The sequence below is a fragment of the Burkholderia sp. Nafp2/4-1b genome (genome assembly GCF_003635165.1).
Classification (GTDB): domain Bacteria; phylum Pseudomonadota; class Gammaproteobacteria; order Burkholderiales; family Burkholderiaceae; genus Burkholderia.
In genome coordinates this window covers 33,330-58,591 of the sequence record NZ_ML058603.1, presented here as the reverse complement: position 1 = coordinate 58,591, position 25,262 = coordinate 33,330, and the positions used below count along the sequence as shown (strand labels likewise).

At 66.2% G+C, this 25,262-nt stretch carries 32 protein-coding genes; 1 reads left to right on the top strand and 31 read right to left on the bottom strand.

Annotation, left to right across the window (positions count from 1 at the left end):
- Positions 1 to 93: 93 nt before the first annotated feature.
- The 4 genes from C7H84_RS12520 to C7H84_RS12505 form a co-directional block, all read right to left on the bottom strand.
- Entirely contained in the window at positions 94 to 852 is a 759-nt protein-coding gene (locus C7H84_RS12520) for a cytochrome c1 (RefSeq protein ID WP_121859094.1), read from the bottom strand.
- 21 nt (positions 853 to 873) lie between these two features.
- Positions 874 to 2,256 (bottom strand): cytochrome bc complex cytochrome b subunit, encoded by a 1,383-nt coding sequence (locus tag C7H84_RS12515; protein ID WP_121859093.1) that lies wholly within the window; start codon positions 2,254 to 2,256, stop codon positions 874 to 876.
- Positions 2,256 to 2,876, bottom strand: a complete 621-nt coding sequence (petA, locus tag C7H84_RS12510; protein WP_121859092.1) for a ubiquinol-cytochrome c reductase iron-sulfur subunit — start codon at positions 2,874 to 2,876, stop codon at positions 2,256 to 2,258. The genes C7H84_RS12515 and petA overlap by 1 nt, the downstream gene beginning before the upstream one ends.
- A 218-nt stretch (positions 2,877 to 3,094) precedes the next feature.
- Complete coding sequence (locus tag C7H84_RS12505; RefSeq protein WP_121859091.1) at positions 3,095 to 3,841, bottom strand: Nif3-like dinuclear metal center hexameric protein; 747 nt, start codon at positions 3,839 to 3,841, stop codon at positions 3,095 to 3,097.
- Positions 3,842 to 3,862: 21 nt separating this feature from the next.
- On the opposite strand from C7H84_RS12505, the gene C7H84_RS12500 reads away from it, so the two are divergent.
- Positions 3,863 to 5,068, top strand: coding sequence for a Do family serine endopeptidase (locus C7H84_RS12500; RefSeq protein ID WP_121859090.1), 1,206 nt, complete (start codon positions 3,863 to 3,865; stop codon positions 5,066 to 5,068).
- 136 nt (positions 5,069 to 5,204) lie between these two features.
- Here the strand turns inward: C7H84_RS12500 and tatC are convergent, their stop codons facing one another.
- The 27 genes from tatC to C7H84_RS12365 all read right to left on the bottom strand — a co-directional run bounded on the left by tatC (position 5,205) and on the right by C7H84_RS12365 (position 25,244).
- On the bottom strand, positions 5,205 to 5,990 hold the full coding sequence (gene tatC, locus C7H84_RS12495) for a twin-arginine translocase subunit TatC (protein WP_121859089.1): 786 nt from the start codon (positions 5,988 to 5,990) through the stop codon (positions 5,205 to 5,207).
- Between the two features lie 41 nt (positions 5,991 to 6,031).
- Positions 6,032 to 6,562, bottom strand: a complete 531-nt coding sequence (tatB, locus tag C7H84_RS12490; protein ID WP_121859088.1) for a Sec-independent protein translocase protein TatB — start codon at positions 6,560 to 6,562, stop codon at positions 6,032 to 6,034.
- 26 nt (positions 6,563 to 6,588) lie between these two features.
- Complete coding sequence (gene tatA / locus C7H84_RS12485) at positions 6,589 to 6,819, bottom strand: Sec-independent protein translocase subunit TatA (protein ID WP_121859087.1); 231 nt, start codon at positions 6,817 to 6,819, stop codon at positions 6,589 to 6,591.
- A gap of 93 nt (positions 6,820 to 6,912) precedes the next feature.
- Positions 6,913 to 7,278: a histidine triad nucleotide-binding protein gene (locus C7H84_RS12480; protein ID WP_121859086.1), complete on the bottom strand. Its 366-nt coding sequence runs from the start codon at positions 7,276 to 7,278 to the stop codon at positions 6,913 to 6,915.
- 28 nt (positions 7,279 to 7,306) lie between these two features.
- Positions 7,307 to 7,699, bottom strand: coding sequence for a membrane protein (locus C7H84_RS12475; protein ID WP_040143134.1), 393 nt, complete (start codon positions 7,697 to 7,699; stop codon positions 7,307 to 7,309).
- Between the two features lie 71 nt (positions 7,700 to 7,770).
- Positions 7,771 to 8,136, bottom strand: a complete 366-nt coding sequence (locus C7H84_RS12470; RefSeq protein WP_121859085.1) for a phosphoribosyl-ATP diphosphatase — start codon at positions 8,134 to 8,136, stop codon at positions 7,771 to 7,773.
- Positions 8,133 to 8,549 (bottom strand): phosphoribosyl-AMP cyclohydrolase, encoded by a 417-nt coding sequence (gene hisI / locus C7H84_RS12465; RefSeq protein ID WP_121859084.1) that lies wholly within the window; start codon positions 8,547 to 8,549, stop codon positions 8,133 to 8,135. Before hisI ends, C7H84_RS12470 begins: the two co-directional genes overlap by 4 nt.
- Positions 8,549 to 9,322 carry an imidazole glycerol phosphate synthase subunit HisF gene (gene hisF, locus C7H84_RS12460; protein ID WP_121859083.1) on the bottom strand — a complete coding sequence of 258 codons (774 nt, stop codon included), beginning with the start codon at positions 9,320 to 9,322 and terminating at the stop codon, positions 8,549 to 8,551. The genes hisI and hisF overlap by 1 nt, the downstream gene beginning before the upstream one ends.
- A gap of 106 nt (positions 9,323 to 9,428) precedes the next feature.
- Complete coding sequence (hisA, locus tag C7H84_RS12455) at positions 9,429 to 10,184, bottom strand: 1-(5-phosphoribosyl)-5-[(5-phosphoribosylamino)methylideneamino]imidazole-4-carboxamide isomerase (protein ID WP_121859082.1); 756 nt, start codon at positions 10,182 to 10,184, stop codon at positions 9,429 to 9,431.
- Between the two features lie 164 nt (positions 10,185 to 10,348).
- Positions 10,349 to 10,990, bottom strand: a complete 642-nt coding sequence (gene hisH / locus C7H84_RS12450; RefSeq protein WP_121859081.1) for an imidazole glycerol phosphate synthase subunit HisH — start codon at positions 10,988 to 10,990, stop codon at positions 10,349 to 10,351.
- The gene (locus C7H84_RS12445) at positions 10,987 to 11,607 is read right to left on the bottom strand and encodes a YchE family NAAT transporter (RefSeq protein ID WP_121859080.1); all 621 of its coding nucleotides are present in this window, start codon (positions 11,605 to 11,607) and stop codon (positions 10,987 to 10,989) included. The genes hisH and C7H84_RS12445 overlap by 4 nt, the downstream gene beginning before the upstream one ends.
- 60 nt (positions 11,608 to 11,667) lie before the next feature.
- Complete coding sequence (hisB, locus tag C7H84_RS12440) at positions 11,668 to 12,255, bottom strand: imidazoleglycerol-phosphate dehydratase HisB (protein ID WP_006765368.1); 588 nt, start codon at positions 12,253 to 12,255, stop codon at positions 11,668 to 11,670.
- A 62-nt stretch (positions 12,256 to 12,317) separates the two neighbouring features.
- A complete protein-coding gene (hisC, locus tag C7H84_RS12435; protein WP_121859079.1) occupies positions 12,318 to 13,391 on the bottom strand; it encodes a histidinol-phosphate transaminase in 1,074 nt (357 codons plus the stop codon).
- A gap of 117 nt (positions 13,392 to 13,508) precedes the next feature.
- A complete protein-coding gene (gene hisD / locus C7H84_RS12430; protein WP_121859078.1) occupies positions 13,509 to 14,825 on the bottom strand; it encodes a histidinol dehydrogenase in 1,317 nt (438 codons plus the stop codon).
- Positions 14,826 to 14,849: 24 nt separating this feature from the next.
- Positions 14,850 to 15,503 (bottom strand): ATP phosphoribosyltransferase, encoded by a 654-nt coding sequence (gene hisG, locus C7H84_RS12425; protein ID WP_121859077.1) that lies wholly within the window; start codon positions 15,501 to 15,503, stop codon positions 14,850 to 14,852.
- Positions 15,500 to 16,849 (bottom strand): UDP-N-acetylglucosamine 1-carboxyvinyltransferase, encoded by a 1,350-nt coding sequence (murA, locus tag C7H84_RS12420; protein ID WP_121859076.1) that lies wholly within the window; start codon positions 16,847 to 16,849, stop codon positions 15,500 to 15,502. Before murA ends, hisG begins: the two co-directional genes overlap by 4 nt.
- 14 nt (positions 16,850 to 16,863) lie before the next feature.
- Positions 16,864 to 17,103 carry a BolA family protein gene (locus C7H84_RS12415; protein ID WP_006477131.1) on the bottom strand — a complete coding sequence of 80 codons (240 nt, stop codon included), beginning with the start codon at positions 17,101 to 17,103 and terminating at the stop codon, positions 16,864 to 16,866.
- A gap of 50 nt (positions 17,104 to 17,153) precedes the next feature.
- Complete coding sequence (locus C7H84_RS12410) at positions 17,154 to 17,909, bottom strand: ABC transporter permease (RefSeq protein WP_121859075.1); 756 nt, start codon at positions 17,907 to 17,909, stop codon at positions 17,154 to 17,156.
- Positions 17,906 to 18,832, bottom strand: coding sequence for an ABC transporter ATP-binding protein (locus C7H84_RS12405; protein ID WP_121859074.1), 927 nt, complete (start codon positions 18,830 to 18,832; stop codon positions 17,906 to 17,908). Before C7H84_RS12405 ends, C7H84_RS12410 begins: the two co-directional genes overlap by 4 nt.
- A 192-nt stretch (positions 18,833 to 19,024) precedes the next feature.
- Positions 19,025 to 19,300 (bottom strand): STAS domain-containing protein, encoded by a 276-nt coding sequence (locus C7H84_RS12400; protein WP_121859073.1) that lies wholly within the window; start codon positions 19,298 to 19,300, stop codon positions 19,025 to 19,027.
- Positions 19,297 to 19,926, bottom strand: coding sequence for an ABC transporter substrate-binding protein (locus C7H84_RS12395; RefSeq protein WP_044846000.1), 630 nt, complete (start codon positions 19,924 to 19,926; stop codon positions 19,297 to 19,299). The genes C7H84_RS12400 and C7H84_RS12395 overlap by 4 nt, the downstream gene beginning before the upstream one ends.
- 110 nt (positions 19,927 to 20,036) lie before the next feature.
- On the bottom strand, positions 20,037 to 21,020 hold the full coding sequence (locus tag C7H84_RS12390; RefSeq protein WP_121859164.1) for a VacJ family lipoprotein: 984 nt from the start codon (positions 21,018 to 21,020) through the stop codon (positions 20,037 to 20,039).
- A gap of 32 nt (positions 21,021 to 21,052) precedes the next feature.
- Positions 21,053 to 21,613, bottom strand: coding sequence for an outer membrane lipid asymmetry maintenance protein MlaD (gene mlaD, locus C7H84_RS12385; protein WP_121859072.1), 561 nt, complete (start codon positions 21,611 to 21,613; stop codon positions 21,053 to 21,055).
- A 24-nt stretch (positions 21,614 to 21,637) separates the two neighbouring features.
- A complete protein-coding gene (gene mlaE, locus C7H84_RS12380; RefSeq protein ID WP_044845965.1) occupies positions 21,638 to 22,405 on the bottom strand; it encodes a lipid asymmetry maintenance ABC transporter permease subunit MlaE in 768 nt (255 codons plus the stop codon).
- Complete coding sequence (locus C7H84_RS12375) at positions 22,402 to 23,223, bottom strand: ABC transporter ATP-binding protein (protein ID WP_121859071.1); 822 nt, start codon at positions 23,221 to 23,223, stop codon at positions 22,402 to 22,404. The genes mlaE and C7H84_RS12375 overlap by 4 nt, the downstream gene beginning before the upstream one ends.
- Before the next feature lie 84 nt (positions 23,224 to 23,307).
- Positions 23,308 to 24,432 (bottom strand): thiamine phosphate synthase, encoded by a 1,125-nt coding sequence (gene thiE, locus C7H84_RS12370; RefSeq protein ID WP_121859070.1) that lies wholly within the window; start codon positions 24,430 to 24,432, stop codon positions 23,308 to 23,310.
- Positions 24,429 to 25,244 carry a thiazole synthase gene (locus C7H84_RS12365; protein ID WP_121859069.1) on the bottom strand — a complete coding sequence of 272 codons (816 nt, stop codon included), beginning with the start codon at positions 25,242 to 25,244 and terminating at the stop codon, positions 24,429 to 24,431. The genes thiE and C7H84_RS12365 overlap by 4 nt, the downstream gene beginning before the upstream one ends.
- Positions 25,245 to 25,262: the final 18 nt, after the last annotated feature.

The following is a 25,262-nucleotide window of genomic DNA, read 5'->3' as shown; positions in this document are numbered from 1 at the left end:
TTTGCGTTTCCTCAAAAAAGCCGAGGGCCGGCGCGCCGCGCAACCCCTTTCACGGGTTCCGCCTTGCACCGGCCCCACGCCGATCAGGCGTGTTTACTTGATATCTTTCCAGTACGCGGCATTGAGCCGCCAGGACAGGAAAGTCAGGACACCGAGAAAGACCAGCACCCACACGCCGAGGCGTTTGCGGGTCTGCTGGGCCGGCTCGGACATCCATGTCATATAGGCCACCAGGTCGGCTACCGCAGCATCATAATCCGGCGACGACAACGTCCCCGGCGTGACCTGCTGGAAGCCGACGAGCACGTGGGCCTTCTCGCCCGTCTCCTCGTCCGTCTTGTCTTCGAATTTGGCGGTGCGCTGCCCCTGCAGTTGCCACAATACATGAGGCATGCCGACGTTCTCGAACACCGCGTTGTTCCAGCCGGTCGGCCGCGTATCGTCGCGGTAGAAACTCCGCAGATACGTGTACAGCCAGTCGCGGCCACGCGCCCGCTCCTCGACCGACAGGTCGGGCGGCGAGGTGCCGAGCCAGTTCTTCGCGTCTTCGGGCCGCATCGCGACGGACATCGTGCTCCCGACCTTGTCGGTCGTGAACAGGAGATTCGTTTCGATCTCCTTCTGGGATATGCCCAGATCCGTCAGACGGTTGTAGCGCATCAGGTTCGCGCTGTGGCAGTTCAGGCAATAGTTTACAAACAATTGCGCGCCGTGCTGAAGCGAAACGAGATTTTCCGTGTTATCGGGCGCCCGGTCGAGCGGAAAATTACCTTCCGCGCGCACGGCCGGCGCCGCCAGCAGCGCCACGGCCGTCGCCCCGATCAGTGCGAGCGTCGAAAGCAGTTTCTTCATGTCGTTCTCTCCTCGCTCACGTTAATGGGGCTTGAAGCGCACCCGCTCCGGCGGCTGCTTGAACGTGCCAAGCGGCGTCCAGACGGGCATGCCGAGGAAGAACGCGAAGTAAATCAGCGCGCAGCCCTGCGCGATCAGCGTCGCGGCCGGTGAAGGCGGCCGTGTGCCGAGGAACGCGAGGATCAGGAACGCCGCGACGAAGATCCCGAGGAACACCTTGTGGAACAGCGGCCGGTAGCGGATCGACTTCACCGGGCTGCGATCAAGCCACGGCAGGAAGAACAGCGTGATCACCGCCGAACCCATCACGACCACGCCCCAGAACTTCGATTCCGTCACGAACATGAACACGACGATGGCCGCCGCCAGCACCGGCAGGCCAATCTTCCACTTGCCGCGCGCGCGGACCAGCGCGAGCACGCCGAGCAGCGCGATCACGATCATCAGCACGATCTTGAACGGGTCGGTAGTCGCACGCAGCATCGCGTAGAACGCGGTGAAGTACCACACCGGCGCAATCTCGGGCGGCGTCTGCAGCGGGTTCGCCGGCACGAAGTTGTTCGACTCGAGGAAGTAGCCGCCCATTTCCGGCGCGAAGAACACGATCACCGCGAACACCATCAGGAACACGCACACCCCGAAGAAGTCGTGCACCGAGTAGTACGGATGGAACGGGATACCGTCGAGCGGAATGCCGTTCGCGTCTTTCTTCGCCTTGATCTCGATGCCGTCGGGGTTATTTGACCCCACTTCGTGCAGCGCGACGAGGTGCGCGACGACGAGGCCCACCAGCACGAGCGGAATCGCGATCACGTGGAACGCGAAGAAGCGGTTCAGCGTGACGTCGGACACGACGTAGTCGCCGCGGATCCACAACGACAGGTCCGGACCGACGAACGGGATCGCCGAGAACAGGTTCACGATCACCTGCGCGCCCCAGAACGACATCTGGCCCCACGGCAGCAGGTAGCCGAAGAACGCCTCGGCCATCAGGCACAGGAAGATCGCACAACCGAAGATCCACACGAGCTCGCGCGGCTTGCGGTACGACCCGTACATCAGCCCGCGGAACATGTGCAGATATACGACGACGAAGAACAGCGATGCGCCGGTCGAATGCATGTAGCGGATCAGCCAGCCCCACGGCACCTCGCGCATGATGTACTCGACCGACGCGAACGCGAGGACCGAGTCGGGCTTGTAGTTCATCGTCAGGAAGATGCCCGTGACGATCTGGTTGACGAGCACCAGCAGCGCGAGGGAGCCGAAGAAGTACCAGAAATTGAAGTTCTTCGGCGCGTAGTACTCGGAAACGTGCTTCTTCCAGGTAGACGTGAGCGGGAAGCGTTGATCGATCCAGCCGGTGACACCTGTCGTGGAGACTTCCTTGTTCTCGACTGCCATCACGCTTCTCCTTTCTCGTCCTTGCCGATCACGAGGGTCGTTGCCGACGTGAACATGTAGGGCGGGATGTCGAGATTCTGAGGCGCCGGCTTGTTCTTGAACACGCGGCCGGCGAGGTCGTAGGTCGAACCGTGGCACGGGCACAGGAAACCGCCCGGCCAGTCGTCCGGCAGGTTCGGCTGCGGACCCGGCGAGAAGCGTTGGCTAGGCGTGCACCCGAGGTGGGTACACACGGCCATCACGACGAGAATGTTCTTGCGATCGGCCCGCGCGCGATATTCGTTCGCGCAATACGCGGGCAACGGCATCGAATACGGGGATTTGCTGGTCGGATCGGCCACTTCCTTGTCGGCCTTGACGATGTCGGACAGCATGTCGTCGGTGCGGTTCAGGATCCAGACCGGCTTGCCGCGCCACGGCACGGTGACCATCTCGCCGGGCTTCAGGCCGCTGATGTCGACCTCGACCGGGGCTCCGGCCGCTTTCGCTTTCGCGGACGGCGCAAGCGACGCCGCGAAAGGTATGACGGTGGCTACGCCTCCCACGCCACCTGCTACGGATGTCGCAATCAGCCAGGTACGGCGGCCGCTGTCGACGCGTTTCTCTTCCTTGTCTCGCATCACACGCCCCACTTCTGAGTTGGATTTTCCGTCACGACTTTCCATTCCGCCGCTAGTTTGCGCGAATGGAGTCGCCATTTACAAGGCCCGGAGATGAAAATCCCTTCGAAGTAGTTGATAGTTAAGGGTTTTCCCCCACTATCGGAGCGATTAAATCATTTCGCTTTTAAGCATTCGCTACATTGCGAAATCTCGATGCGCCGCCGCAAATCCCGCGTTCAGACCGGATTATGGATATCGATAAAAAGGTGTTCGATATCGAATTCTTCGGACAAGTGACGCCCAAGTGCCTGGATTCCGTACCGTTCGGTCGCATGGTGCCCCGCCGCAACGAACGCGACGCCGCTCTCGGCCGACGCGTGCGTGACCGATTCCGACACCTCGCCGGTCAGAAAGACGTCGGCGCCCGCGTCGATCGCCGCATCGAAATAGCTCTGCGCGGCGCCCGTGCACCACGCGATCCGGCGCAGCTGCATGTCGGGATCGCCCAGCACGAGCGGCGTGCGGCCGAGTGTGCGCTCGACCTTCGCGACGAAGTGCTCGAGCGTGACGGCCATCGGCAGCGTGGCCATCCAGCCGAGGTCGCCGTCGCCGAACCGCTGTTCGCCGATCAGGCCGAGCTTGTTGCCGAGCTGCGCGTTGTTGCCGAACTCCGGATGCGCGTCGAGCGGCAGGTGGAACGCGAACAGGTTCAGATCGTTCGCGAGCAGCAGCTTCAGCCGCTGATACTTGCGACCGGTGATCTGCGGTGCCTCGTTGCGCCAGAAATAGCCGTGATGGACGAGCACCGCATCCGCCCCCCATTCGAGCGCGGCCTCGAGCAACGCGACCGAGGCCGTCACGCCGGTGACGATCTTTTCGATCTTGCGGCGCCCCTCGACCTGCAGGCCGTTCGGGCAATAGTCCTTGAAGCGCGCGGTTTCAAGGGTATTGTTCAAGTACAATTCAAGTTCGATCCGATCCATATAAACCTCTAATCCATTCAGATGCTTAGACGCTTCTGGCTGTTCTTCGCGCAGGCGGTGACCGTACTGCTTGCGCTGATGTTCATCGTCGTGACGCTCAAGCCGCAATGGCTGCAACGGCAAGGACAGCTCGGCAAGCAGCTTGCCACGCCGATCGTCGCGCTGCGGGAAGTCGCGCCGGGCATCGGTGGCGCACCCGCGACCACGTCGTACGCCGAAGCCGCGCAAAAGGCGATGCCGGCCGTCGTCAACGTATTCTCCAGCAAGGACGGCTCGCTGCCGCCCGATCCGCGCGCGAAAGATCCGCTGTTTCGCTACTTCTTCGGCGACCGCAACGCGCGCAAGCAGCAGGACGAACCGGCCGCCAACCTCGGCTCCGGCGTTATCGTGAGCCCGGAAGGTTACATTCTAACGAACCAGCACGTCGTGGACGGCGCCGACCAGATCGAAGTCGCGCTCCCCGACGGCCGCACGGCCACCGCGAAAGTGATCGGCAGCGACCCGGAAACCGACCTCGCCGTGCTGAAGATCAACGTGACGAACCTGCCGACGATCACGCTCGGCCGTTCGGACCAGTCGCGGGTCGGCGACGTCGTGCTCGCGATCGGCAACCCGTTCGGCGTCGGCCAGACGGTCACGATGGGGATCATCAGCGCGCTCGGCCGCAATCACCTCGGCATCAACACGTTCGAGAACTTCATCCAGACCGACGCGCCGATCAACCCCGGCAACTCGGGCGGCGCGCTGGTCGACGTGAACGGCAACCTGCTCGGCATCAACACGGCGATCTACTCGCGTTCGGGCGGCTCGCTCGGCATCGGCTTCGCGATTCCGGTGTCGACCGCGCGCACCGTGCTCGAAAGCATCATCACGACGGGCTCGGTCACGCGCGGGTGGATCGGCGTCGAGCCGCAGGACGTCACGCCGGAAATCGCCGAGTCGTTCGGGCTCCAGCAGAAGTCGGGCGCGATCGTCGCGGGCGTGCTCCAGGGCGGCCCGGCCGACAAGGCCGGCATCAAGCCCGGCGACATCCTCGTGAGCGTGAACGGCGACGAAATCACCGACACGACGAAGCTGCTGAACACCGTGGCGCAGATCAAGCCGGGCACGGCGACCAAGGTGCACGTCGTGCGCAAGGGCAAGCAGTTCGACGTGAGTGTCGTGATCGGCAAGCGCCCGCCGCCGCCGAAGCAGGCGGTCGACGAACAGGACGGCGACTCCGAATGACACCGGGCGGCCGGCGCGTCTGCGCCGCCCGCTGCCGGAAAGCAAAAGGGCAGCTCGAGATCGAGCTGCCCTTTTTACCTTGTGCCGAGGATGCTCCACGGTGAGGGCGCGTTCTGCGTCACCGTTTGCGCGTTAATCAGCTCGCGGCACCGTTGTTCTCGGCCTCGGGTTCTTCTGTCGGCTTCGGCACGAAGAATCGCGCGGCGAGCAGCCCGACCTCGAACAGCACGACGAGCGGCAGCGCGAGCATCAACTGCGAGAACACGTCCGGCGGCGTGACGACCGCCGCGACGATGAACGCGCCGACGATCACGTACGGCCGCATCTCCTTCAGCTTCTGCAGCGAGAGCACGCCCATCCGGACGAGCAGCACGACGATGATCGGCACCTCGAACGTGACCCCGAACGCGATGAACATCCCGAGCACGAAGCTCAAGTAGTTGTCGATATCGGTCGACATCTCCGCACCGAGCGGCGCGTTGTAGTGCGCCATCACGCGGAAGATCGTCGGGAACACGAGGAAGTACGCGAACGCCATCCCGCACAGGAACAGGAAGTAGCTGCTGCCGACGAGCGGCATGACGAGCTTCTTCTCATGCTGGTACAGCCCCGGCGCGACGAACGCCCAGATCTGGTACAGCACGATCGGCAGCGCGATCACGAGCGCGACGAGCATCGTGACCTTCATCGGCACGAAGAACGAGCCGGTGACGTCCGTGACGATCATCCTGCCGCCCTTCGGCAGGTTCTCCATCAGCGGCCGCGCGAGCAGCCGGAAGATGTCGGGCGCCCAGTACACGAGCCCGAGGAACACGACGATCACGGCCAGCCCCGCGCGAATGATGCGATCGCGAAGCTCGACGAGATGGGAAATGAAGGTTTCTTCCGGGGCATCGCCCGGATTCTGCTGGGGGTCGCTCACACCGGCCCTCGGTAGGATTGACGAGCGAGCATGCGCTCGGCTCAGAAGAAGCGCGTCGGCCGGCGCAGGCTGGCCGGCTGGTGGCGCGCGACACGCGCGGCGCCCGACTGCACGTGCGTGCGGCGGGTCGTCGCGCGCTTGTACCAGACAGGCGTCGCCGCCTGTTTCACACGCCAGTTACGACGCTTGCGCGCGAGCGCGGCCGTGCTGCCGCGCCACGACGGCGCGGCGGACGTGTCGGAGCCGTACAGGCCGGCATCGACCGAGCCTTCGTTGAGACCGCCGACCGCGGAATGCCACGTGTCGTTCAGTTCCTTCTCGTGCTCGCGCAGGTTGTCGTGAATCGTCGTCTCGACATTGCGCGCGGCCGTCTCGAAATCGGTCTTCATCGTCCGCAATGCGTCGAGCTCGATTTCGCGCGAGACCTCGGCCTTCACGTCGTTGATGTACCGCTGCGCACGGCCGAACAGCGCGCCTGCCGTGCGCGCGACGCGCGGCAGGCGCTCGGGGCCGAGCACCACGAGCGCGACGACGCCGATCAGCGCCATCTTCGAAAGACCGAGATCCAGCATCGCGAATGCCTGTCAGCGTGCCGGCGTTACGCCTTGTTCGAGTCGGAACGCGTCGTTTCCTTCGCGTTGACGTCGACCGTGCCCGAACGCGGCAGCTGCTGCGCGTCCGCCGGCGTCTCGCCGTCCTTCATGCCGTCCTTGAAACCCTTCACGGCGCTGCCGAGGTCGTTGCCGATGTTGCGCAACTTCTTCGTACCGAAAACCAGCGCGACGATCAGCAGCACGATCAGCCAGTGCCAAATGCTCAATCCACCCATGATGAAACCTCTCCTCAACCACGCCGCGTCGCGGCGCAAATCGCCGGCGGCACGCCGGCTTCGACTATCGATGCGGGGAAACGCCCCGCTGCGTCAACCCATCCGCTGCCACGGGCGCGGGCCGGCGAGGATATGCGCGTGCAGGTGGTAGACCTCCTGCCCGCCGCCCGGCCCCGTGTTGATCACCGTGCGAAAACCGGTCTCGCCGCCCGTGTACGCGACGCCAAGCTGATCGGCCAGCCGCGCGACGAGCAGCATCAGCCGGCCCAGCATCGGCGCATCGGCGTCACTGGCCGCCGACAGCGTCGGCACGTGCCGGCGCGGAATCACGAGCACGTGCGTCTCGGCCGCCGGGCGGATGTCGCGGAACGCGACGAATTCGTCGTCCTCGTGCACCTTCGTGCTCGGGATCTCGCCCGCCGCGATCTTGCAGAACAGGCAATTCGGATCGTGACTCATGTTGCTCCTGCGAAACGCCCGCGCGCCGTCAGAACCAGGCCTGCGGATCGAGCGTCTTGTTGTCGTTCAGGTACAGCCAACCCTTGATGATACGGTACAGCGTCCAGATCCACGTGACAAACATGATCGCGAATCCCACCACCACGAACATCAGCGCGAAGCCGATCACGTATGCGATCAGCGCGCGCCAGAACGTGCGGATCTGCCACTCGAAATGGTCGGCATACGGCGTGCCTGCCACGTCGCCGCGCTTCACGTAGTTGATGATGATCGCGATGATGCCGGTGACGCCGCCCGTCAGCCAATGAATTGCGTAGAGGCCGTACAGCACGTGCGTAAGCGTACGCAGACCATTCAGTCGCTCGGCGTCCGCGGCGCCCGGCACCGACGGCGTCGGGAACTGGCTCGGCGTATCGGTCATGATGCTACCCCCGTTAGATGACAATTCTTACAGCTTACCGCACTGTTGCCACCGCGGCGGGCCCATGCAGGTCAGCCGCCGTTTTCCTCGCGCTCGCGACGCTTGCGCAGCGCCTTTTCCTCGATGCCCGACAGCCCTTCGCGGCGCTCGAGCTCGGCGATCACGTCGGCCGGGCTCAGTTCGAAATGCGACAGCATCACGAGGCAGTGGAACCACAGATCGGCCACTTCGCCGACCAGCGCGGTCGGCGCGCCGCCCTGGCGCACGTCCTTCGCGGCCAGCACGACTTCGGTCGCCTCTTCGCCGATCTTCTTCAGCACCGCGTCGTCGCCCTTGTGGAACAGGCGCGATACATACGATTGGTCGGGGTCGCCGCCCTTGCGGCTATCGATCACGGCCGCGAGGCGCAGCAGCGTATCTTCGGTCGATTGCGTCATTTGTAGATGTGTTCGGGGTCTTTCAGCACCGGATCGACCGCGACCCAGTCGCCGCTGTCCACGTTGCCTTCGAATTTCTGGAAGAAGCACGAATGCCGGCCGGTGTGGCACGCGATGCCCGACACCTGCTCGACCTTCAGCAGCACGACGTCCTCGTCGCAGTCGAGCCGCACCTCATGCACATGCTGCACGTGGCCCGACTCCTCGCCCTTGAACCACAAGCGCTTGCGCGAACGCGAATAGTAGACCGCGCGCTGCGTCTCGATCGTCTTCGCCAGTGCTTCGCGGTTCATCCACGCGAACATCAGCACGTCGTTCGTCGACGCTTCCTGCGCGATCGCCGGCACGAGGCCGTTATCGTCCCAGCGGACCTTCTCGAGCCACGCGGGCAGGGATTTCGTTTCGGTATTCATCACAGCCTCACCGGGATGCCCTGGTCGGACATGAAGCGCTTTGCCTCGCCGACCGTGTGCTCGCCGTAGTGGAAGATGCTCGCGGCCAGCACTGCGTCCGCGCGGCCGTCCTTGATGCCGTCCGCCAGATCCTGCAGGCAGCCGACACCGCCCGACGCGATCACCGGCACGGGCACCGCGTCCGACACGCCGCGCGTGAGCGCGAGGTCGAAGCCCGATTTCGTGCCGTCGCGGTCCATGCTCGTGAGCAGGATTTCGCCCGCGCCGAGCTCGGCCATCTTGCGCGCCCATTCGATCGCGTCGAGGCCCGTGTTCTTGCGGCCGCCGTGCGTGAAGACTTCCCAGCGCGGCGCTTCGCCATCGGCCGACACGCGCTTCGCGTCGATCGCGACGACGATGCACTGCGAGCCGTACTTGTCGGCCGCGTCGCGCACGAGTTGCGGGTTCGCGACCGCCGACGAGTTCATGCTGACCTTGTCCGCGCCCGCGTTCAACAGGCGCCGCACGTCCTCGACGGCGCGCACGCCGCCGCCGACGGTCAGCGGAATGAAGACCTGCGATGCGACGGCCTCGATGATCGGCAGGATCAGGTCGCGCTGGTCGGAGGTCGCGGTGATGTCGAGGAACGTCAGTTCGTCGGCGCCCTGGTCGTCGTAGCGACGCGCGATTTCGACGGGATCGCCGGCATCGCGCAGTTCGACGAAGTTGACGCCCTTGACGACACGCCCGGCAGTCACGTCCAGGCAGGGGATGATGCGTTTAGCTAGAGCCATGATGTTGCGCCATGGGCCGCGGTGGGACGGCCGGTTTCGGACGCCTCGTGCGAGGCGCCCGGTGGGAGCCGCCTGCTGGCAGCCCCGGCGAGCGGAACGACGCCGCTTACGCGTCGTCGAGTTCGCCGTTCAGTTCGTCCGCGCGCTTTTGCGCGGCCGCGAAATCGAGATCGCCGGAGTAGATCGCGCGGCCGCAGATCACGCCTTCGACGCCATGCTCCTCCACTTCGCAGAGATTCTCGATGTCGGTGAGGTTCGACAGGCCGCCGCTTGCGATCACCGGAATGCCGACCGCCTGCGCGAGCTTCACGGTCGCGTCGATGTTGATGCCCTGCAGCATCCCGTCGCGGCCGATGTCGGTGTAGACGATCGATTCGACGCCGTAGTCCTCGAACTTGCGCGCGAGATCGATCACCTCGTGACCGGTCAGCTTGCTCCAGCCGTCGGTCGCGACCTTGCCGTCCTTCGCGTCCAGCCCGACGATGATGCTGCCGGCGAACGCGGTGCACGCGTCCTGCAGGAAGCCCGGATTCTTCACGGCAGCGGTGCCGATGATCACGTAGGACAGGCCGGCGTCGAGATACTTCTCGATCGTCTCGAGGCTGCGAATGCCGCCGCCGAGCTGCACGGGGATTTCGTCGCCGACTTCGTCGAGGATCGCTTCGATCGCCTCGAGATTCTTCGGCTTGCCGGCGAACGCGCCGTTCAGGTCGACGAGATGCAGCCGCCGGGCGCCGAGATCGACCCACTTGCGGGCCATCGCCGCCGGGTCCTCGGAGAAAATCGTGGCCTGGTCCATATCGCCCTGTTTAAGGCGCACACACTGACCGTCTTTGAGATCGATGGCCGGAATCAGCAGCATAGCAATCGGGTGTCGTCGTGGAAAATGAAAAGAATCAGGCGCGTCCCGGCCAAACCGGTGCCGCGCCGTCTCGCTAGTTTAGTACAACTCTTTCGGCGCCCAAGCTCGCGTGCCACGCGCGACAGGCCGTTCGGCCTGGTCGACTGTGGCTCGCGCACCACGTTTTACGGCTTCCAGTGTACGAAGTTGCGATACAGACGCAACCCGACCTCCGCGCTTTTCTCCGGGTGGAATTGGGTCGCGAAGAGGTTGTCCCGCGCGACCGCGGACGTAAACGGCGCGCCGTAGGCCGTTTCGCCTACCGTATGCGCCGGGTTGTCCGGCGTCACGTAATAGCTGTGTACGAAGTAGAAATACGCGTCGTCGGGCACGCCGTCCCACAGCGGGTGCGGCTGCGACTGGCGCACGCGGTTCCAGCCCATCTGCGGCACCTTGAAGCGCGAGCCGTCGTCCTGCAGCTGGCCGGCGAGGTCGAAACGCACGACCTTGCCGGGCAGCAGGCCGAGACCCTTCGTGTCGCCTTCCGCGCTCCAGTCGAACAGCATCTGCTCGCCGACGCACACGCCGAGCAGCGGCTTCGTGCGCGACGCCTCGAGCACCGCGTCCTGCAACCCCGATTCGCCGAGGCAGCGCATGCAGTCCGGCATCGCGCCCTGGCCGGGCAGCACGACGCGGTCGGCCGCGCGAATCGCGGCCGGCGTGTCGACGATCGCCACGTCGGCGGCCGGTTCGGCCTTCTTGAGCGCCTGCGCGACCGAGCGCAGGTTGCCCATCCCATAATCCACAATCGCAATCGAAGTTTTCATCTCAGTGCAGGCAGTAGCGCCCTCAGTCCATTGACGATGAATTCCACCGCCAGCGCCGACAGCATCAAACCCATCAGCCGCGTGGCGATGTTGATGCCGGTGCGGCCGATCCAGTTCGCGATCGGCTCGGCAAGCCGCATCGCGAGGAAACACAACAGAGCCAGGATCGCGCCGATCGCGACGAGCCCGGCTCGCTCATACCAGTGATGCGAGTTCGCCGCGTAGATGATCACCGTGCTGATCGAGCCGGGGCCCGTGAGCAGCGGAATCGCCAGCGGCACGACCGCGATGTTGTCCTTCATCTCGGCTTCGTGGCGCTCCTCCGGCGTCGATCGCGTGTTGCCGATCTGCGCGTTCAGCATGTTGATCGCCATCAGCAGCATGATGATCCCGCCGCCCACTTCGAGCGAGCCGACCGAAATGCCGAAGAAGTCGATGATCTGCTGCCCGAGCAGCGTCGTCACCGTCATCACGCAGAACACCGACACCGACGCGATCCGGATCGTGCGGCGCCGCTCGTCGTCCGTCTGCTGCGCCGTCAGGCTCAGGAAGAACGGCACCGCGCCGACCGGGTTGATCAGCGCGAGCAGCGAAATGAACGATTTGAGCAGATCCATCGCAAGCCGGCGCGCCGCGCCGAAGCCGTGAGGTTGTCCTTGGCGTTGCCCGTTCGGAGGTTAGAGGCTGCCCTTCGTCGACGGAATTTGCCCCGCCGCGCGCTCGTCGAGCTCCACCGCCGCACGCAGCGCCCGGCCGAAGGCCTTGAACACCGTTTCGAGCTGGTGGTGCGCGTTGATCCCGCGCAGGTTGTCGATGTGCAGCGTGACGCCCGCGTGGTTCACGAACCCGCGGAAGAATTCGATCGACAGGTCGACGTCGAACGTGCCGATCCGCGCGCGCGTGAACGGCACGTGGAATTCGAGACCCGGCCGGCCCGAGAAATCGATCACGACGCGCGACAGCGCCTCGTCGAGCGGCACGTACGAATGGCCGTAACGGCGGATGCCCTTCTTGTCGCCGACCGCCTTCGCGACGGCCTGGCCAAGCGTGATGCCGACGTCCTCGACCGTATGGTGGTCGTCGATATGCGTATCGCCATGCGCTTCGACCTCGAGATCGATCAGACCATGTCGCGCGATCTGGTCGAGCATGTGGTCGAGAAACGGCACGCCGGTGGCCAGCTTCTGCCGGCCCGTACCGTCGAGATCGAGCTTCACACGGATCTGCGTTTCGCTGGTATTGCGAACGACTTCCGCCACACGCATGGCAATTCCTTGATTGAGTCTGATGTAAATGGGGATTGATCGTCGCGCGCCGCGCCCTGGGCTCAACCGGGCAGCGCGAGTTTCAAGGCAGCCAGCAGGCGCGCGTTTTCGTCGGGAGAACCGACGGTCAGCCGCACGCATTCGGCCAGCAACGGATGCATTTTACTCACGTTTTTGACCAGCACCCGCTCGGTGAGCAGCGCATCGAACACGGCCGCCGCATCCGGCACGCGCACCAGCAGGAAATTGCCGGCGCTCGGGAACACCGTCGCGCCCGGCAGCGCGGCCACGGCCTGCGCGAGGCGCGTGCGTTCCGCACGCAGTTCGGCCGCCTGCGCGTCGAGCACGTCGAGGTGGTCGAGCAGGAAGTCGGCGCTCGCCTGGGTCAGCACGTTGATGTTGTACGGCGGGCGCACCTTGTCGAATTCGGTGAGCCACGCGGGCAGCCCGGCGAGATAGCCGAGGCGGATGCCTGCCAGGCCCAGCTTCGATACCGTGCGCATCACGACGACGTTGTCGAACTCGGCCGCGCGCGGCAGCCACGAGCGCTCCGCGAACGGCTGGTACGCCTCGTCGATCACGATCAGGCTGTGCTGCGCGGCCGCGATGATCCGCTCGACGTCGGCTTCGTCGTACAGCGTGCCGGTCGGGTTGTTCGGGTACGCGAGATAGACGAGCGCGGGCCGGTGCTCGGCGATCGCCGCGATCATCGCGTCGGCGTCGAGCGTCAGGTCGGCCTTGAGCGGCACGCCGACGAATTCGAGCTGCGCGAACTTCGCGGACAGCTCGTACATCACGAAGCCCGGCACCGGCGCGAGCACCTTCGCGCCCGGCTTCGCGCACGCCATCGACATCATGCTGATGATTTCGTCGGAGCCGTTGCCGAGCAGCACGTCGCACGCGGCCGGCACGCCCATCGTGCGGCGCAGCTTGTCGAGCAGCGCGCCCGGGCGCGGCGCCGGGTAGCGGTTCAGCGCGACCTGCGCGAGGCGCTCGCCGAGGGCCGCCGCGAGCGGCGCGGGCAGCGAATACGGGTTCTCCATCGCGTCGAGCTTCACGAACCCGCTCGCGTCGGGCACCGGGTAGCTCGTCATCGCGAGCACGTCGCGGCGGATGATGTCTTGTGGCGTCGTCATGGTCTCAAGCCGGCGTGCGTCGCGCCGGCGTCAAATGGTGGCAAGGCGGCGGCTGCCGCCTTGCGCGGGGTCTCCTCGTCGACCGGAGCGATACGTCGGTATCGGCTCCGGCGCGTGTCACCCCTTCATCCGCAGTTCGGCGCTGCGCGCGTGCGCCTGCAGCCCTTCGCCGTAAGCGAGCTCGGACGCGATCTCGCCGAGCGTCTGCGCGCCTTCCGCGCTGACTTCGATCAGGCTCGAGCGCTTGATGAAGTCGTACACGCCGAGCGGCGACGAGAAGCGCGCGGTGCGCGACGTCGGCAGCACGTGGTTCGGGCCCGCGCAGTAGTCGCCGAGGCTTTCGCTCGTGTAGCGGCCGAGGAAGATCGCGCCGGCATGGCGGATCTGCTGGCCCCATTGCTGCGGCTCCAGCGCGGAAATTTCCAGATGCTCCGGCGCGATGTCGTTCGCGATCCGGCACGCTTCGGCCATGTCGCGCACCTTGATCAGCGCACCGCGGCCTTCGAGCGACGCGCGGATCACGTCCTGGCGCGGCATCGTCGGCAGCAGCTCGGCGATCGCCTTCTCGACGCGCTCGATGAACGCGGCGTCCGGGCACAGCAGGATCGACTGCGCGAGCTCGTCGTGTTCGGCCTGCGAGAACAGGTCCATCGCGACCCAGCTCGGATCGGTCGTGCCGTCGCACAGCACCAGGATTTCCGACGGGCCGGCGATCATGTCGATGCCGACCGTGCCGAACACGCGGCGCTTCGCCGACGCGACATAGGCGTTGCCGGGCCCGCAGATCTTGTCGACCGCCGGCACCGTCTCCGTACCGTACGCGAGCGCGCCGACCGCCTGCGCGCCGCCGATCGTGAACACGCGATCGACGCCGCCGAGCAGCGCCGCGGCGAGCACGAGGTCGTTCTTCACGCCGTCCGGGGTCGGCACGACCATCACGATCTCGCCGACGCCCGCGACCCGCGCCGGAATCGAATTCATCAGCACCGACGACGGATAGGCCGCCTTGCCGCCCGGCACGTACAGGCCGACGCGGTCGAGCGGCATGACCTTCTGGCCGAGCACCGTGCCGTCGCTTTCCGTGTACTGCCAGCTATGGGTGCCGCACTCGATCTTCTGCTTCTCGTGATACGCCCGCACGCGGGCGGCAGCGGCTTCGAGCGCCGCACGCGCCTTCGGCGCGAGGCCGTCGAGCGCCGTCTGCAGCGCATCCTGCGGCAGCTCCAGCGCGGCGACGCTCTTCGCGTCCAGCCGGTCGAAGCGATTCGTGTACTCGAGCACCGCGGCGTCGCCGCGCGACTTCACGTCGGCGAGAATCTTCGCGACCGACTGCTCGATCGCTTCGTCCTCGCTCGCCTCGAACGCGAGCACCGCACGCAGCGCGGCGTCGAAGCCGTCGCTGGTCGAATCGAGTTTGCGGATGGTGATGGCCATGGGAGTTCCGTTACGGTGATGCGCTCAATTGCCATTCTGCGACGCGCGTTCGAACGCGTCGAGAATCGGCTTGAGCGCGGCGCGCTTCAACTTCAGCGCAGCCTGGTTCACGACGAGGCGCGACGAGATCGCCATGATCTCCTCGACCTCGACCAGATTGTTCGCCTTCAGCGTGCCGCCCGAGCTGACGAGGTCGACGATCGCGTCGGCCAGCCCGACGAGCGGCGCCAGCTCCATCGAGCCGTACAGCTTGATCAGGTCGACGTGCACGCCCTTCGCGGCGAAGTGTTCGCGTGCCGTTTCGACGTACTTGGTCGCGACCCGCAGGCGCGCACCCTGGCGCACCGCGTTCTCGTAGTCGAAACCGGCCGGCACGGCCACCGACATCCGGCAGCGCGCAATGTTCAGGTCGATCGGCTGGTACAGGCCCGAGCCGCCGTGCTCGACCAGCACGTCCTTGCCGGCCACGCCGAAATCGGCCGCGCCGTATTCGACATAGGTCGGCACGTCGCTCGCGCGCACGATGATCACGCGCAGGTCGGGATTGGTGGTCGGCAGGATCAGCTTGCGCGACGTTTCCGGATCCTCGGTCACCTGCACGCCGGCGGCTGCCAGCAGCGGCAGGGTTTCCTCGAAAATCCGGCCCTTCGACAGGGCGAGGGTCAGCGGCGCGGTCATGCTTGGCTCCCGGAGAGGCGGCGCACGTTCGCGCCGACGGCGGTCAGTTTGGTTTCCATGCGGTCGTAACCGCGGTCCAGGTGATAGATGCGATCCACGAGCGTTTCGCCTTCGGCGCGCAGCGCGGCGATCACGAGGCTCGCCGATGCGCGCAGATCGGTCGCCATCACGTTCGCGCCGGACAGCTTGTCGACGCCCGTCACGAGCGCCGTGTTGCCGTCGACCGTGATGTTCGCGCCGAGCCGGTTCAGCTCCTGCACGTGCATGAAACGGTTCTCGAAAATGGTTTCGACGACCTGCGCGGTGCCCGTCGCGACCGAATTGAGGGCCATGAATTGCGCCTGCATGTCGGTCGGGAACGCCGGGTATTCCGACGTGCGGATCGTCACCGCCTGCGGGCGGCGGTCCATCTTCACGCGCAGCCAGCTGTCGCCTTCCTCGATCGACACGCCGGCCTCGCGCAGCTTGTCGATCACCGCGTCGAGGATGTGCGGGCGCACGCCCGTCAGCATCACGTCGCCGCCCGCCGCCGCGACCGCGCACAGGAACGTGCCGGCCTCGATGCGGTCGGGAATCACCGAGTGACGTGCGCCGTGCAGCCGCTCGACGCCCTGGATCACGAGGCGGTCGGTGCCGATGCCGTCGATTTTCGCGCCCATCGCGACCAGCAAGTGTGCGAGATCGCTCACTTCCGGCTCGCGCGCCGCGTTTTCGATCACCGTCTCGCCGTCGGCCAGCGTCGCGGCCATCAGCAGGTTTTCCGTGCCCGTCACCGTGATCATGTCGGTCACGATGCGCGCGCCCTTCAGGCGCTTCGCGCGCGCTTCGATGAAGCCGTGCTCGATGCTGATCTCGGCGCCCATCGCCTGCAGGCCCTTGATGTGCTGGTCGACCGGACGCGCGCCGATCGCGCAGCCGCCCGGCAGCGACACCTTCGCCTCGCCGAAGCGCGCGAGCAGCGGCCCGAGCACGAGGATCGACGCGCGCATCGTCTTGACGAGCTCGTACGGCGCGACGAGGTTGTCGACACGCGATGCATCGAGCTGCACGCGGCAGCCGTCGGTTTCGCTCTTCACGCCCATCTGGCCCAGTACCTTCAGCGTGGTGCGCACGTCCTTCAGGTTCGGCACGTTGTCGAGCTCGACCGGCTCGGCGCTCAGCAGCCCCGCGCACAGAATCGGCAGCGCGGCATTCTTCGCGCCCGACACGACGATTTCGCCCGACAGCCGGCGACCGCCTTCGATCACCAGCTTGTCCATCCCCTGTCCCTGCGATTGCCCGTTGGCGGCCGGGTGTGCCGTGGCGACGCTCTGGACGGCGTCGCGCTCGTTGACGGTGACTTGCACTCAGTGGTTCCGGTTTATGCGTTCTGCCATTCGGCGGGCGTCAGCGTCTTCATGCTGAGCGCGTGAATTTCCTGCTTCATGCGATCACCGAGCGCCGCATAGACGAGCTGGTGCCGCTGGATCGGCCGCTTGCCTTCGAAGGCCGCCGACACGATCGTCGCGAAGAAATGCTGGCCGTCGCCTTCGACTTCCAGATGAGTGCAGGCGAGACCGCCGGCGATGTATTGCTTGACCTGTTCGGGAGTCGGCAACATGAGGGGCTCCTGTCGGCGCGCGGCGCCCGTGGCGGCCGCGGCCTTCGATATCAATGACGCAGTTTGTAGCCGGTCGCGAGCAGCCGCATCGCGAATATCGCGAGCAGCACGAAGAAACCGGTGACGATCGCGAGGCTCGCGAGCGGGTTGATGTCGGACGCGCCGAAGAACCCGTAACGGAAGCCGTCGATCATGTAGAAAAACGGATTGAGACGCGAGATCTCGCGCCACACGGGCGGCAGCGAGTGCGTCGAATAGAACACGCCGGACAGGAACGTCAGCGGCATGATCAGGAAGTTCTGGAACGCGGCGAGCTGGTCGAACTTTTCGGCCCAGATCCCGGCGATCAGCCCGAGCGTGCCGAGGATCGCCGAGCCGAGCAGCGCGAACGCGATAATGAACAACGGCGCCGCGAAATGCATCGGGACAAACCAGATCGTCACGACGAACACGCCCGTGCCGACCGCGAGCCCGCGCACGACGGACGCGAGCACGTATGCGCCGAAGAAGTCCTTGTAGGACAACGGCGGCAGCAGCACGAACACGAGGTTGCCGGTGATCTTCGACTGGATCAGCGACGACGAGCTGTTCGCGAACGCGTTCTGCAGCACGCTCATCATCACGAGGCCGGGCACCAGGAAGCTCACGTACTCGACACCCGGATACACCTCGACGCGGCCCGACAGCGCGTGGCCGAAGATCGTCAGGTACAGCAGCGCCGTGACGATGGGTGCGCACACCGTCTGGAACGACACCTTCCAGAAACGCAGGAGTTCCTTGTAGAACAGCGTTTGAAAACCGTTCATGCCAATCCCTCGACGACTTCTGCCCCGTTCATCACCTGGACGAACACATCCTCGAGATCCGCCTTGCGAACTTCGATCTCGTCGAACGTGCAGCCCGCCGCGCGACATTGCGCGAGGATGCGTTCGACATCGTCGTAACTCGCGAGGCGCAGCAGATGCTCGCCCGGCGCGCGCGCGGCCGGATCGGTCTCCAGCCCGCGCAGCTCGGCAGGCAGTGCGCCCGTCGCGAGCCGCAGGTACAGCTGCAGCCCCGCGAAGCGGCGCAGCAGCGCGTCGGTGCGGTCGAGCGCGACGACTTCGCCGCGACGCAGCATCGCGATGCGGTCGCACAGCGACTCGGCTTCCTCGAGGTAATGGGTGGTCAGGACGATCGTGTGGCCCTCGCGGTTCAGCCGCGAGATGAATTGCCACAGCGTCTGGCGCAGTTCGACGTCGACGCCGGCGGTCGGCTCGTCGAGCACGATCACGGGCGGCCGGTGCACGAGCGCCTGCGCGACCAGCACACGGCGCTTCATCCCGCCCGACAGCGCGCGCATGTTCGCGTCGGCCTTCTCGGTGAGGTCGAGATTGGCCATCACTTCGTCGATCCAGTCGTCGTTGCGGCGCAGCCCGAAATAGCCGGACTGGATCCGCAGCGTCTCGCGGACGGTGAAGAACGGGTCGAACACGAGTTCCTGCGGCACGATGCCGAGCGCACGGCGCGCACCGCGGAAGTCCTTGACGACGTCGTGGCCGCGCACCGAGATACTGCCTTCATCGGCCCGGGCAAGCCCGGCGAGGATACTGATGAGCGTGGTCTTGCCTGCGCCGTTCGGGCCGAGCAGACCGAAAAACTCGCCTTCCTCGACCGACAGGCTGACGCCCTTGAGCGCCTGAAGCGATTTGTAGCGCTTCTTGACGTGACGGATTTCTATGGCTGACATGACTGTGCGCGGCGCAACGGCCGCGACGCCTATTCTGTGCTTGCTGCGAATGAAAATGGGGGCCGGACGCCGATTGGCTGCCCCGCAAAACGCTTGATTATAGGGCAAACCGGCTGGCGGAGCGGGCGCCGCAGGCGCGCGCCCGGAAGCGTGCGCGCGCCGGCGGGCGCGGCAGGCTTCGGTCGGACAGGGTCAATGTCGCCCGGTGCCGTCGATGAGCGCGTTGACGCCGTAGGCGTGCGCGAGGCTGGCGAGCTTCGGAGGGAGATTGAGGATGTCGAGGGTCGTGCCGCGCGCTTTGGCGGCACGTTGCCATGCGAGCAGCACGGCGAGCGCGGACGAGTCGAACTGCGTCAGCGCCGCGCAATCGACGGCGGTCGCACCCGCGTTGATGCGCGCGACGCCGTCCGCGAGCGCGGACTTCGCGCTCGCGACGGTCAGCGAGGAGCCGGCTGCGAAGCCGCTCACGACGCCTGCTTGCCGGCGGCAAGTTCCTGGTTGCGTTGCGTCAGGAACTTGATCAGGCCGTCGACGCCGCTTTGCTGGATCTTCTCGTTGAACTGCTGCTGGTACGTCTGGATCAGCCACGCGCCGAGCACGTTCAGGTCATACACCTTCCAGCCGTTGGCCGTCTTGTACAGGCGGTAGTCGATCTGGACCGGCTGGCCGTTGTTCATCGCGACCGTCTTCACGACGACGTCGGTGTCGGCCGGATCGGCGCGGAACGGCGGGTACTGGATCTGCTGGTCCGGCTTGAGCTGCGCGAGTGCGCCCGAGTACGTGCGGATCAGCAGCAGCTTGAACTGCTCCTGGACCTGCTGCTGCTGCTCGGCCGACGCCGTGCGCCAGTTGCGGCCCATTGCGAGCTGCGTGGTGCGGCGGAAATCGGTGTACGGCAGGATGTCCTTATTGACGATCGTGATGATGCGATTGGTGTCGCCTTGCTTGATCGTCTGCTGCTTGACCTCGTCGAGCACCTGCTGCGTCGCCGTCTTGATCAGCGCCTGCGGGTTCGACTGGTCGACTTGCGCGTGAGCCGCGCTGCCGAACGAGAACAGCGCCGCGAAAACGGGAATCAGGAACAGTTTTTTCATCATAGTGACCTGCATGAAGAGTCGATGCGAAGGTTGGAGACGGTAGCTTACGCGCAAGTTCGCGTGCGCTACCGACTGAATCGTTTCCGGCTGTAACGAATGTAAGCTCGTCAGTGCAGCTTGATGCTCGGGAAGCGGAACCCGCCCGGCGACGGCGGCGTCATCTGCATCGCCGGCACATTGGTTGCACTCGCCGGGTTCGGCGCTTCGGCACTGCCCGACGCCGGTACGGCAACCGCCGCACCCGATGCGCCCGCGGGCGCCGCCGGCGCCGTCGCGCCGCCGACTGCCGCAGCGCCAGCCGCACCGGCTGCGCCGGTTGCTCCCGCTGCCGGCGCAGCCGCGCCGTCGTCCGGCAGTTCGTACTGCGGCAGCGCGTCGTTGCTCGACGTCGTCGCAGCCTCGCCGCGCGCGTTGTTGATGAGCATCTGGCGACGCTGCAGGTACGCGTTGCGCACGAACGAATATTTGTCGAGCGCCGCGGCATCCAGCACGTCGCCGGCGCCCAGCAGGTTCGCACGCGTGTTGACGAGGTTCACGCCGAACAGGCCCCAGCTCAGGCTATCCGGCTTCACGTAGGTGAGCGGGTTGCCGACGTAGTCGACACCGAGGCCGGCCGTGTCGCGCACCGTGCTCGGGCCGAGCAGCGGCAGCACGAGATACGGGCCCGACGGCATGCCGTAGCGGCCCATCGTGACCCCGAAGTCGGCCGTGTGCTTCGGCAGCTTCGCGACCGTCGCGACGTCGAAGAGGCCGCCGACGCCGAACACCGTGTTGATCACGACGCGCATGATGTCGCCGACCCCGTCCGCGATCCGCAGCTGCACGATGTTGTTCGCCGCGATGTAGACGTCGCCGATGTTCGAGAAGAAGTTCGTCACGCTGTCGCGCACCGGCTGCGGCACCACGTACTGGTAGCCTTTCGCGACCGGCTTCAGCGCGTACGTGTCGACCTTGTCGTTGAAGGTGTACATCGTCCGGTTGAAGCCTTCGAGCGGATCGCCCTTGGTCGGCGTCTGCACGGTCGCACAACCGCTCAACGCGGCTACTGCCGCCACGGCGAGCGCGGCGTGCCTGATGCGGATCGTCTGCATGGTCATTACCCTCTTGTCGTTCTCTCGTGTGGTTATTGGCCGGCCGACCCGGACACCGCGGACGCCGGCACCGCCACCGGTGCGGGCGCGGCAGGCGCGGCCGATGCCCCTGACGCCGGCTTCGCCCCGCCCGCGTCGGCCGCCTTGCTGTACAGGAACTGGCCGATCAGGTTCTCGAGGACGATCGCCGACTGCGTCATCGTGATCGTATCGCCCGATTTCAGCATTTCGGTGTCGCCGCCCGGATCGAGGCCGATGTATTGCTCGCCGAGCAGGCCGGACGTCAGGATCTTCGCCGACGAATCCTTCGGGAACTGGTATTGGCCGTCGACGTCGATCGTCACGAGCGCCTGGTAGGTGTTCGTGTCGAAGCCGATCGTCTTCACGCGGCCGACCACCACGCCGGCGCTCTTCACGGCCGCGCGCGGCTTCAGCCCGCCGATGTTGTCGAACTTCATCCGCACCGAGTAGGTCGGCTGAAACGACAGCGAGCTCATGTTGCCGACCTTGAGCGCCAGGAACAGCACCGCAAGGAAGCCCACCACCACGAACAGGCCGACCCAGAAGTCGAGAGCAGTCTTTTTCATCGTCATCCCAAAATTTGGCTTGGCTGAGGCTTAGCTGAACATCAGCGCGGTCAGCAGGAAATCGAGGCCGAGTACGGCGAGCGACGCGAACACGACCGTCTTGGTCGTCGCGCGCGACACGCCTTCGGGCGTGGGCTTCGCTTCATACCCTTGAAACAGCGCAATGAAGGTCACGGCGAACCCGAACACGATGCTCTTGATCACGCCGTTGCCGACGTCGGCCCACACCTGGACCCCGCCCTGCATCTGCGACCAGAACGCGCCCGGATCGACGCCGATCAGCACGACCCCGACGAAATAGCCGCCGAGCACGCCGACCGCGTTGAAGATCGCCGCGAGCAGCGGCATCGCGATGATGCCGGCCCACAGGCGCGGCGCGATCACGGTCTTGACCGGGTCGACGGCCATCATCTCGAGCGCGGTGAGTTGCTCGCCGGCCTTCATCAGGCCGATCTCGGCCGTGAGCGACGTGCCCGCGCGGCCCGCGAACAGCAGCGCGGTCACGACCGGCCCGAGCTCGCGCACGAGCGACAGCGCGACCAGCAGGCCGAGCGCCTGCTCGGAGCCGTAGCGATTCAGCGTGTAGTAGCCCTGCAGGCCGAGCACGAAGCCGACGAACAGGCCCGACACGGCAATGATCACGAACGAATAGTTGCCGAGGAAGTGAATCTGCTTCGTGACCAGCCGCGGCCGGCGCAGCAGCGGGAAGAATTCCAGCACGAGGCGCACGAACAGCCGCGTGCCGTAGCCCGCGCGCACGAGGCCGCCGATGACGTAACGTCCGATCGCGCTGATCATGCGCGCCCTCCGCCGAGCCCGAAGTCCGCCGCCAGCGGCGGGCTCGTGTAATGAAATTTGAACGGGCCGTCCGGCGCGCCGTCGATGAACTGGCGCACGCTCGGGTCGGTCGATGCGCGCAGCTCGTCGGGCGTCCCCTGCGCGAGCACGCCGCCATTGGCCAGAAAATACACGTAATCGGCGATCGCGAACGATTCCGGCACGTCGTGCGTGACGAGAATCGACGTCGCGCCGAGCGCCTGGTTCAGCGTGCGGATCAGGTTCGCGGTGATGCCGAGCGAGATCGGGTCGAGGCCCGCGAAGGGCTCGTCGTACATGATGAGCTGCGGGTCGAGCGCGATCGCGCGCGCGAGCGCGATCCGGCGCGCCATCCCGCCCGATACCTCGGACGGCATCAGGTCGCGCGCGCCGCGCAGCCCGACCGCGTTCAGCTTCATCAGCACGAGGTCGCGGATCAGGTCTTCGGGCAGGTCGGTGTGTTCGCGCAGCGTGAACGCGACGTTCTCGAACACCGACATGTCGGTAAACAGCGCGCCGAACTGGAACAGCATGCCCATCTTGCGGCGCAGCGCGTACAGGCCGTCGCGCGTCTGCGCGCCGACGTCGGCGCCGTCGAACAGAACCTGGCCGCGGCTCGCGCGCACCAGGCCGCCGATCAGGCGCAGCACGGTCGTCTTGCCGCAACCGGACCCGCCCATGACGGCGACGACCTGGCCGCGCCCGAAGCGCAGGTTCAGGTTCGACAGGACGAGGCGCTCGCCATAGCCAAAGTCGACGTCGCGAAGTTCCAGCAATGTGTCGGTAGGAGTGGGGCTCACGGAGCTGACAGTCCTTTTACGCAGAACGCCGAATTATAGGGCCTGCATTGGAATGATGTCGTGACGGCGTTCCGGGCCCTGCGGTCAATGATTGTCAAATTGTCGGGCAAAGCATTGCTGCAACGCAACAACCGCCGCCCGATAATCGCCGGCACCGGTGATCGCGCTGACTACCGCCACGCTGCCCACGCCCGTCGCCAGGACGTCCGGCAGCGCATCGAGCCCCACGCCGCCGATCGCGACGAGCGGCGCCCGAGCGCCCGCGAAGCGCGCATAGCGGGCAATCCGCGCGAGACCCTGCGGCGGTGCCGCGACCGCCTTGGTCGCGGTCGCATACACCGGACCGAGCGCCAGATAGCTCGGGCGCTCGTGCAATGCCCGCAACATCTCGTAATAACCATGGCTCGACAGCCCGAGCCGCTGGCCGGCGCGCGCGATTGCGGCGAGGTCGGCCGTTTCCAGGTCTTCCTGACCCAGATGTACGCCGTACGCGCCCTCTTCTACCGCGATCTGCCAGTGATCGTTGATGAACACGCGCGCATCGGGATACCTGCGCCCTGCCGCGACCGCGCGCGCGATTTCCCGGCGCAGCGCGTCGGGGCTCGCGCCCTTCACGCGCAGCTGCACGGTCCGCGCGCCGCAATCGAGCACGCGCTCGACCCATTCGGCATCGGGGACGACCGGATAGAGGCCGAGTTGCGCCGGGCACGGTGGAAATGCCGGTTCCGGGGCCGCGGCCAGACCGGTAACGCGCGGGAACCGTGCGGCATCGACCGGCCATGCGTCGGCGGCGCGCGTTTCGTCGCCGTCGCGCCACGCCAGCGCGAGCACCAGCGCGTCGATCGGCGCGAAGCCGCAGTCGAGGAACGCGGCAAGGGCCGCGATCCAGTCGTCGGCGAGCGGATGCGCGGCCTCCAGCGCGTGGCGCACGCCCGCGGCATGCAGTGCCGCGCCGCGCTCGTCGAATTCGATCGCGATCGTGTCCGGCGACGCGGGCCGCGACGCGGCGGACGCGCGTGCCTGCGCGATATGGTCGCCAGCCGACACGATCAGCACGTCGCCGTCGGCCGGCACGTCGGGCGTCGCGACGCAGAGCCGCCACGACGCCGTGGCGGCCGGCCAGTCGCCCAGGCGCGCACGAATCCGTTCGGCCGCTTCGGCCAGTTCGTCGGCCGGCGGCCAGAACGCATCGGCGAAGCGCGCGCTCATGCGCCGCTCCCGTCCTGATGCCAGAACGGCATTCCGACGACCGGCGTGCTCGCGTGCGCGGTCTCGCGCGCATCCATCGGCCCGGCGAGGTAGGCCGCGCGGCCGGCCTCCACGCCCTGCGCGAACGCCCGCGCCATGATTTCCGGATGCGTGGCCTGCGACACGGCGGTGTTCAGCAGCACGCCGTCGAAGCCCCACTCCATCACCTGGCACGCGTGCGACGGCACGCCGAGCCCCGCATCGACGATCAGCGGCACGTCCGGCAGCCGCTCGCGCAGCACGCGCAGCCCGTACGGATTCACGACGCCCTTGCCGGTGCCGATCGGCGCGCCCCACGGCATCAGCGCCTCGCAGCCGACATCGAGCAGGCGCCGGCCGATCACGAGATCCTCGGTGCAGTACGGCAGCACCTTGAAGCCGTCCTTGACCAGTTGCGCAGCCGCCTCGATCAGCCCGACCGGGTCGGGCTGCAGCGTGTAGTCGTCGCCGATCAGCTCGAGCTTGATCCAGTCGGTGTCGAACACCTCGCGCGCCATGTGCGCGGTCGTCACGGCCTCGGCGACGGTCTGGCAGCCGGCCGTGTTCGGCAGCAGCGGCACCGCGTGACGCTTGAGCAGGTCGAAGAAGCCGGCCTCGGCCGTGCCGCCGGTCATCTGGCGGCGCAGCGCGACCGTCACCATCCCGGGACGCGACGCCGCGATCGAATCGGACAGCGACTGCAGCGATGGATAACGCGACGTGCCGAGCAGCACGCGGCTTGCGAAGGTTTCGCCGTACAGCGTGAGCGCGTCGGCGGAAGTGAGGGACGTCATGTCGTTTTCCTGGAAGAG